Raw genomic sequence first — 5,759 nt, forward strand, 5'->3', positions numbered from 1 at the left:
GCGGCCCGGACTGCTCTCATCCGCGCTGGATCGCGTGCGCAAAGTTCTGCCCGCGCTCAGACCTCGGCCCGGTTTCGAGGTGTGGAGCGGAGAACGCCCGGCTACTCCGGACTCCTTGCCGATCGTCGAGCAGGTCCCGGGCCATCGTTCCATCTTCGTGTCCTGTGGTCACGGACACCTAGGACTCACGTTGGCTGCGGTCACAGCACGAGTCGTTGCCGATTTGGTCACCGGCAGTTCGTCTGGCTACTCGAGACAGCTCAGTTCGCAGCGATTCCGTTTGAGGGGCTACGCTGTCCTGCGGTCGCGAGCGGCATCGCGAAGCTGAGAGCTTCCGCAACTGCTACAAAATAACGGAAGTACCTGATGTCCATCTATTGAACATAAAACTACAAAACCCGACATCAAGGCTGAGAGGACACATAACTGGCGACCAGACCGCATGACCGCTGGACGATGGTTAGTCTTTATCTCCCGGAGCGAAGCGTCCTAGGAATGATCAATCGCGAGTTCCGGTCCCGATCTGGCATTGAGCCGGTGATCGGCGATTTGAAATATGGCGCTCATCTCCCGATTCTAGCTCAAAGGCAGAGACAATTATGATGCCGCCGACCTCGTCCCTCTCCGCCAACGGATACAATCTTCGCCTTGTTCTCCGCCGGATTGAGTAAGCTGTCGCGCCGAGCCTTGGCCGTCGTATCGCGCTTGCTCGTCGCCCAAACCGTGTTCGCACCGGTCTCCTAACGGACGGGTACGTACTACTTCAGCCGCGCTTGCGATCACCGGCAGCTCTTCGGCGCCCGAGTGGTCGGGCGTGTGGGTCGTGTGCCGAGTATGAACGACAGCTTGGAGGTGGAAGTCCTCTATCCAGCCTGATGGCGGTGAAGGATTAACGAAGCGCAAGGGCGTCATCGCGAGGTTGGGTCTGAAGAAAGCGTGGAGCAAAGCCGCGGCCTGATGGACAAACACCGGATAACGAGGCCTACCCGGTCGGACGAGCGAGCGACTGATCGCGAAGTCCACGGTCATCAAGGATCGGGGTGGTAAATTCGGCGGGCGTGCGGTGAAGGCGGTCGGTCTTACCTCGGGAGGTCTGCGCTGTGTCTCGGCAACGGGACTGAGGCCGTCGCAAGGCAGCCTGACCGCAGCGCAGAAGTCAGCAGAGGGCATAGTAGGCGGCAGCGTACCGCCGAAGGCCCAAACGGTGGAAGAGGCCAGTAGAGCGGCGATCTCGCGCAAGCCATGCGGCAGAAAGATCAGGTTGAACTGAACTTGGGCACCGGAGGGAGGGGTGAAGCCCTGAGAGCCGCCGCCCAAGAGCTCGAACCCTGCGCGGCGAAAGCCTGTCTCGAACGCCCGGCGGTCGCAGGGCCGTTGATGGAAGCAGTAGTCGAGCGTGAGAACTTGAAGAAAGCGTTGGCGCAAGTGAAGCGCAACAAGGGTGCGGCAGGTATTGACGGGATGACCGTCGACGCGCTGCCGACCTACCTGAAAGAGCACTGGCTCACGATCCGGGCCCAATTGCTTGACAGCAGTTACCAACCGCAACCGGTGCGGCGCGTCGAGATACCAAAGGCATCGGGCGGCCTACGGCCGCTCGGCATCCCGACGGTGCTCGATCGCTTCATCCAGCAGGCGGTGATGCAGGTGCTGCAGGCGGGTTGGGACGGAACGTTCTCCGAGATGAACTTCGGCTTCCGGCCCGGGCGCTCGGCGCATCAGGCGGTAGAACGGGCGCAGGCGTATATCGCATCCGGGCACGCCGTCGTCGTGGATATCGACCTGGCGAAGTTCTTCGAGCGGGTCAACCACGACATCCTGATGGGGCTCATTGCCACGCGGGTTGCTGACAAGCGCCTCCTGAAACTGATCCGCGGCTTCTTGAACGCGGGTGTGCTGGAAGGAGGTCTGGTCAGTCCGACGGAGGAGGGCACCCCGCAAGGTGGCCCGCTCTCGCCGCTGTTGTCGAACCTGATGCTGGATGTGCTGGACAAGGAACTGGAGAAGCGCGGCCACCGCTTCGTGCGCTACGCCGATGACTGCAATATCTATGTGCGCAGCCAGAAAGCGGGCGAGCGGGTGATGGCTGGCATCGAAAAGTTCCTGGCCAAGCGCCTCAAGCTCAAGGTCAACAAGGCCAAGAGCGCGGTCGCCAAGCCGAGCGTTCGTAAGTTCCTGGGCTTCGGCTTGACAAGCAGGAAGGAGCCTCGGCGCCGGATCGCGCCGCAGGCGCTCGCCCGCTTCAAGGCGAAGGTTCGGGAGCTGACGCGGCGCACGGGCGGACGAAGCCTCGCGCAGGTCGTCAAGGAGCTGTCCACTTACCTTGTCGGCTGGCGCGGCTACTTCGGCTTCTGCCAAACCCCGTCGGTGCTGCGCGCACTTGACCAGTGGACAAGGCGACGGTTGCGCGCCATCGCCTGGAAGCAATGGAAGTACGGACACGCTCGCTTCGCTGAGCTGCGACGCCGCGGCGTCGGCCGGGACCTGGCGGCACAAACCGCCGGAAGCCCGCATGGCCCTTGGCGGCTCGCGAACAGCCCCGCGCTCACCATCGCTTTGCCAAACAGCTTCCTCGTCTCACTCGGCCTGGCTTCCGTCGCGCACCAAGCGACCGCATAATCCGCCGAACCGCCGGATACGGACCCGTACGTCCGGTGGTGTGGGAGGGGGCGCGTCGCAAGACGCCCCCCTATCCCGATTTTCCAGCGTACCGAACCGAACGGGCACTCCAGCATACGGCGGACGCGGACCGGGTCGGGGCCGATGTGGAAGGCTATCGCCTGCTGCTCCGTCGCGCGCTCCGGCTGAGTAGAGCGATTGCGGTGGCGGAGGTAATCGAGCCAGGTCGGGCAGTGATAGCGCTCGGTCCACAATTCGGCATCGGCAATGTCGCGCGCAATCGACCAGCCATAGGCGCCGTTCCGCTGGCGGGACATCTGCACTTCCTGCATGACGTTGTGGAACGCACGAGCATTCTGCTCCGCTACGCGATACTCGATCTCGACCGCCAAGGGCCCCGCTGCGCCCGGTCAGCGCCAGCCGCACCTCCGGATCGTCAAGCACCTCGGCCTCCTCCTCCCTCCGAGCGCTGATGCGCGGCATGGGGAGCCACAGGCCAATGAGTAGAGAGGCAAGGGTCAGGCCGGCCGAGACCAGTAGCGCCGTTTCCACACCGGCGGCATCGGTCAGATGGCCCAGCCCCAGCTGCCAACAGCAATGCCCACCGATCCCGCCGCTTGGTACGCCGCGAGCGCGCGCCCGGCCACCCAGCGAGGGGCCAACAGCTGCACGCTGATATTGAACAGCGCCGCCGCCATCACCCACACTGCTCCCGCCACAACCAGCGCGGCCGCCGTCAACACCGGCTCTCGGCTCAGCGCCATCGCAAAAATCGCACCGCTCATGGACAGCGTGCAGGCGCGAATAGCCGACTCACCGCTTACCCGCTTCCGCATCTCGGTGATGCTGAGCGCACCGATCACAGCGCCCAGGCCAAAGGCGCTGTAGATGATACCATAGATCTGGGCGCCACCATGCAGGAGATCGCGCGCCACCAGAGGCATCAGAGCGACGATCGCCCCGCCGCCGACGCCGGTGACCATAGTACGGGCCAACAGGATTTTGATCGAGGGCGAATTGTTAATGTAACGCAGGCCGGAAACCATGGCGCGGCTGAGTTTCTCAGGCGGCAGCCGCGACGGCTCGGCGACGCGCTTCCACATGAACAGCGCGGCGATCAGCGGCAGATAGAGCAGCGCGTTGACCGCGAACGCGGCCACTGCGCCGGCGCTCGCCACCACGATGCCGCCGATGGCCGGGCCAAAGCTACGGGCGATGTTGTAGCTGATGCCATTCAAGGCGACCGCGCCCGGCAGCGCCTCCGGCGGTACCTGCTCGCTTACGGACGATTGCCAGGCCGGTACCATCAAGGCCATGCCGCTGCCGACGACAAAGCAAAGCGCCAGCAAAAAGTTCGGCGTAATCAGACCCAGCCACGCGAGCGTGGTCAGCGCGGTCGCGCCGACGAGCGCAATCGTGAGCGAGACTAGTATCACGATGCGCCGCTCATACATATCAGCGATCGCGCCGGCGGGCATCGAGATCAGCATGACCGGCAGCATCGCCGCGGTTTGCACCAGCGCGACCTTGTCGGCCGACGACGTCATCTGCGTCATCGCCCAGGCCGCGCCGACACCCTGAATGAGGATACCCAAATTGGAGAGCAGGCTCGCGAGCCAGATACGTCGGAAACTGGTATGGCGCAGCGGAGCGGTAATGCCGTCGGCGCTAAACCCCTGAGGCTTGGTCGCGTCGGTCATACTGGCTCCTGGCTGGCCCTCTATGAGTTGATTCCTTGCTGGATCAAGGTTCCGGGACGTTCGCCTACGACAGCCTCATGAGGCCCGCAAACGTTCCGACGCTGCTCGCGAGGCGAGCGAGATCGCGTCGCCTGGCGACCAGTCAACCCAACCTTGGTTACCAGGTTCGAGCATGGGAATTCCGGAGCCGCTATTATGCAAAGCTGTTAAACGCTGATCATCTACCGAAATCGTATATCGAATCGCATGCCCTACGAACGCACGATCTTGAATGACACATCGCATTCCAAATTCACTCGGTTGATCGAAACGAGATAGCCGGACAGAATCTGGCCTGACCATCACCTTGATCTCATCGCCGGAGCTAACATTGCCCTGCAATGTGCAACACATCAGCGATCCATCATTCGTCCGAACGCGAGCAACATCACCGGATGAGTGCTCTACAGTTCCTGGTATCAGATTAGAATCGCCCAAGAAATCTCCCACGAACTCGTTCGTCGGCCGAAAATAAAGGTCATTTGGAGTGCCGACTTGCTCAACGTGAGCTTGGTTCATGACACAGATCCGATCGGATAGAACGAGCGCATCCTCCTGATCGTGAGTGACGTAAAGAATTGTCACGCCGAGTTCTTTGTGGATCTTCTTGATCTCGAACTGAAATTGCAGCCTTAGCTTCCTATCAAGAGCTCCGAGCGGCTCATCCATCAGGATAAGTTTGGTTTATAAACGAGACATCGCGCAATCGAGACGCGTTGCTATTGCCCTCCCGACAACTCCTTCGGTTTGCGTTGCGCGAAATCTCGCAAGCGGACCAAATCGAGCATAGCCATTACAGCGCGCTCGACATCGCACTTGGCGAACCTACGAATGCGAAGCGGAAAAGCGATGTTATCAAAAACAGTCATATGCGGCAGTGGCGCGCAATTTTGGAAAACCATGCCTAGGTTCCGCTCGCGGGGGGCGATGTCAGTGACATCCCGGCCATCCATCAGTACCGCGCCACTGGTTGGCAAAGTCATCCCCGAGGCGCTGTTGAGCAAAGTCGACTTGCCGGATCCACTTGGCCCCAACAGTGTCAGAAGCTCCCCGGGCGCAATTGACAGGTTGATCCTGTCGAGCGCGACAACCCCCTCCATTCACTAGTGTTGTGACTCTAACGCTTGTTTCGCGCGGGGGACTTTTTCGAGGATTTCACCCGCGGATTTGGTCCAGATAAAGGGCTTTGGGGCGGCGTTGTGGTTTTCCAGGTATTCCATGATCGCACGCTTGAGCTCGGCGACGCTCTCGAAGGCGCCGCGGCGGATGCGGTTTCGGGTGATCTCGGCAAAGAAGCGCTCGACCATGTTGAGCCAAGAGGCCGAGGTCGGCGTGAAGTGCAAATGGAAGCGTGGGTGTGCCTTGAGCCAACGCTTTACGGCTGGTGTCTTATGGCTGGCA

Annotated in this window: 5 protein-coding genes and 1 pseudogene; 2 read left to right on the forward strand and 4 right to left on the reverse strand. The window is 61.5% G+C overall.

The genetic code is table 11. The features are described from left to right. The first annotated feature begins 25 nt into the window (after nt 1-25). Entirely contained in the window at nt 26-328 is a 303-nt protein-coding gene (locus J6497_RS40115) for an NAD(P)/FAD-dependent oxidoreductase (protein WP_283846080.1), read from the forward strand. A gap of 914 nt (nt 329-1,242) precedes the next feature. Continuing rightward, a complete protein-coding gene (gene ltrA, locus J6497_RS40120) occupies nt 1,243-2,619 on the forward strand; it encodes a group II intron reverse transcriptase/maturase (RefSeq protein ID WP_225709661.1) in 1,377 nt (458 codons plus the stop codon). 41 nt (nt 2,620-2,660) lie between these two features. Here the strand turns inward: ltrA and J6497_RS40125 are convergent. The 4 genes and pseudogenes from J6497_RS40125 to J6497_RS40140 form a co-directional block, all read right to left on the reverse strand. After that, nucleotides 2,661-4,319: pseudogene (locus J6497_RS40125) on the reverse strand (MFS transporter); the annotation flags it as partial. 75 nt (nt 4,320-4,394) lie between these two features. Beyond that, nucleotides 4,395-5,027 carry an ABC transporter ATP-binding protein gene (locus J6497_RS40130; protein ID WP_225709662.1) on the reverse strand — a complete coding sequence of 211 codons (633 nt, stop codon included), beginning with the start codon at nt 5,025-5,027 and terminating at the stop codon, nt 4,395-4,397. Between the two features lie 50 nt (nt 5,028-5,077). Next, nucleotides 5,078-5,458, reverse strand: coding sequence for an ABC transporter ATP-binding protein (locus tag J6497_RS40135; RefSeq protein WP_225709663.1), 381 nt, complete (start codon nt 5,456-5,458; stop codon nt 5,078-5,080). Nucleotides 5,459-5,461: 3 nt separating this feature from the next. Next, a partial coding sequence (locus J6497_RS40140) for a transposase (RefSeq protein WP_225707744.1) occupies nt 5,462-5,759 on the reverse strand: 298 nt, incomplete at its 5' end.

It is taken from the genome of Bradyrhizobium cenepequi, from assembly GCF_020329485.1.
Lineage (GTDB): Bacteria > Pseudomonadota > Alphaproteobacteria > Rhizobiales > Xanthobacteraceae > Bradyrhizobium > Bradyrhizobium cenepequi.

Coding starts and splice junctions, on each gene's coding strand:
- ltrA (WP_225709661.1), top strand. CDS start 1,243: ATGCGGCAGAAAGATCAGGTTGAACTGAACTTGGGCACCGGAGGGAGG.
- J6497_RS40130 (WP_225709662.1), bottom strand. CDS start 5,027: ATGGATGAGCCGCTCGGAGCTCTTGATAGGAAGCTAAGGCTGCAATTT.
- J6497_RS40135 (WP_225709663.1), bottom strand. CDS start 5,458: ATGGAGGGGGTTGTCGCGCTCGACAGGATCAACCTGTCAATTGCGCCC.